The sequence below is a fragment of the Synechococcus sp. R8-2 genome (assembly GCF_047461715.1).
Taxonomy (GTDB): domain Bacteria; phylum Cyanobacteriota; class Cyanobacteriia; order Thermostichales; family Thermostichaceae; genus Thermostichus.
The window spans coordinates 1-2280 of record NZ_JANSHQ010000472.1 but is presented as its reverse complement, the minus strand read 5'-3'; the positions used below and the strand labels follow the sequence as shown (position 1 = coordinate 2280).

The window sequence follows — 2280 nt, the reverse complement described above, 5'->3', positions numbered from 1 at the left end:
CTCGACCGGGCTATTTCTCGCGGCCCGATGCGGTTTTTTTTGCGGATCCCCGCTACCCCGAGGGTAACCGTCACATCCTGGAGTTCGACGCCGAAACCTGCCGCCGGTGCATCGCCACCTACGACAAGCTGAATCGCCCCACCCCCTGCGTGGCCGACTGCACAGCAGAGGTACACCACATCCGCGACCAACATGGGATCCGCTCCCATGCCATGTCTTTGGAAAACTGCATCCAGTGCCGCACCTGCGAGATCATCTGTCCCCACTTAAACTTGCGGGTCAACCCCAGCTACGAGGGATCCGGGCCGGATTTCTATGGGCTGTAGCCGTTGCTGAGGTTAACTCAGTTCGCTGCAGCTCGCCTGATCCTGGGGGTCTAGCAACTGAGGTGAATGGATCTGGCCATCTTGGCCGGCGATCCCAGGGATCCAAGCAACCTTGGAAATTGGCTAGGTTGGGTTAGGGCTTGTTGGAGATCTTTTGTCGGTGAGCGATTCTTTGGATGTCCAGGCTCCTCTGCCCGCCATTTTGGCCGATCTGCAAGAAGCTCTGGAATCCCTGGGGTTGGGCCATCTTCAGGTACAAGCGCGGCTTTCCGGCCACCGCCTGTTGCTGCGCCTAGAGGGGGATCCCTTGCCTGAGCCGAATGCTTTGCTGGGGAGCCTCTCGCCGGCCTTGGAGCAAATGGCGCTGACCCACAGGCAGCGTCAGGTGGAGCTGTTTGGCTTTCTGGCCAATGAAGGGATCCCGGAATGGCACTGCGAGTGGCGCTACCAGCCCCAGCCCAACCCCAACAGCCCTCTGTATCGCGCTCAGCGGGGGGATGAGGTGGCCATCCAGCAGGTACTGAATTACCTGTTGCGTCCAGAAGGGATCCAAGCACGGGTTCATTTCCATCCCAAACTGGGCCTCTTGCAGGTGAACTTGCAGGCGGCAGAAGCTCCGGATCCGGCTTGGGCTAAGGATTTTCTGCGGCGAGCCTTAACCCGTCTGGAATGGACTTTTTTGCAACGGCTGCGGCTTTCTGGGCAGAAACTGGGCTCTTTTTTCCCGGCCTGGAGCCAAGAGTTCGATCTCAAACAGCCTGCCTTTTGGCAGTCCCCGCAGGTGCCCTTGACCGGGCGATCCCCCATCGCCGAGAAGGAAAGGGTTGCCGAGCCGCCACCCCCTTCCCCTGCCGTCCTAGACTGAAGAACAGTGCTCGTCGGGGTTGGCATGCGGGTTGTTTTTTTCGGCACGCCAGAGTTTGCTCTGCCTTCGCTGCAGATCCTGTTGCAGCCGCAGTCCCCCTTTGAAGTGGTGGGATTGGTCTGTCAGCCGGATCGGCCCCAGGGGCGAGGGCAAAAGGTGCTCCCGCCCGCTACCAAAGTGTTGGCTCAAGCCCACGGGATCCCTGTGTGGCAGCCTGTCCGCCTGCGGCGGGATCCCCAAGTGCTGGCGGCTCTGGAGGCGCTGGCTGCCGATGTGTTTGTGGTGGTGGCCTACGGCCAGATCTTGCCCCTGACGGTGTTGCAGATGCCCAAGCTGGGCTGTGTGAATGTGCATGGATCCCTCCTGCCCGCCTATCGTGGCGCTGCCCCCATCCAGTGGGCTATTGCCAACGGCGAAACCGAGACCGGCGTAACCACGATGCTCATGGATGAGGGAATGGATACAGGAGCCATCCTGCTCCAGGCCAAGCTACCCATTGGGCCAGAGCAAACCAGCCTAGAATTGGCACCCCAACTGGCTCAACTGGGGGCAGAACTCTTGGTGGAAACGCTCTTGAAATTGGAGAAAGGGGAACTCACCCCTATTCCTCAGGATGGATCCCGGGCAACCTACGCCCCTTTGCTCAAAAAACAAGACTTTCACCTCGACTGGCAGCACCCTGCCCAGGCCTTGCACAACCAAATCCGCGCCTTTTCCCCCAACTGTTTCACCAGTTTGAGGGGGCAGCGGATCAAAATTGTCCGCTCTGCCTCTCCTCAGTTGCACCCACCCCCTGGCGATCTCCCCCAAGGCAGCCCTGGCGAGGTGGTGGGATTGGCCAGGGGAGAAGGAGTCTATGTAGCCACCGGAGAGGGATCCCTGTTGATCCGGCGGGCGCAGCTGCCTGGCAAAAAAGAACAGTCCGCTTGGGACCTGGTCAATGGCGGCCAGCTCAAGGTGGGAATGCGCTTTGAGCCGCTGCCCAATTCTTGAGAGCCCACACACAGGGATCCCTTGGGCGTGGTCAACCCAAATGGTGGCGAATAAATGGTGGCGAATACAGTAATGAATGAAACATTTCCGTTGCAT

3 protein-coding genes are annotated in these 2280 nt (G+C 59.7%); all 3 read left to right on the top strand.

What is annotated here, in order from left to right; translation table 11 throughout:
* Window positions 1-326, top strand: a 326-nt coding sequence (locus tag NW819_RS11200; protein ID WP_414413790.1) for a 4Fe-4S dicluster domain-containing protein, incomplete at its 5' end; no start/stop codon positions are given.
* Window positions 327-486: 160 nt separating this feature from the next.
* The gene (locus tag NW819_RS11195; protein ID WP_414413789.1) at window positions 487-1191 is read left to right on the top strand and encodes a hypothetical protein; all 705 of its coding nucleotides are present in this window, start codon (window positions 487-489) and stop codon (window positions 1189-1191) included.
* Between the two features lie 24 nt (window positions 1192-1215).
* Window positions 1216-2184 carry a methionyl-tRNA formyltransferase gene (gene fmt / locus NW819_RS11190; protein WP_414413788.1) on the top strand — a complete coding sequence of 323 codons (969 nt, stop codon included), beginning with the start codon at window positions 1216-1218 and terminating at the stop codon, window positions 2182-2184.
* Window positions 2185-2280: the final 96 nt, after the last annotated feature.

What these genes read in the sequence shown, in the direction of transcription:
- fmt (WP_414413788.1), top strand. Translation starts at nt 1,216, where the DNA reads ATGCGGGTTGTTTTTTTCGGCACGCCAGAGTTTGCTCTGCCTTCGCTG.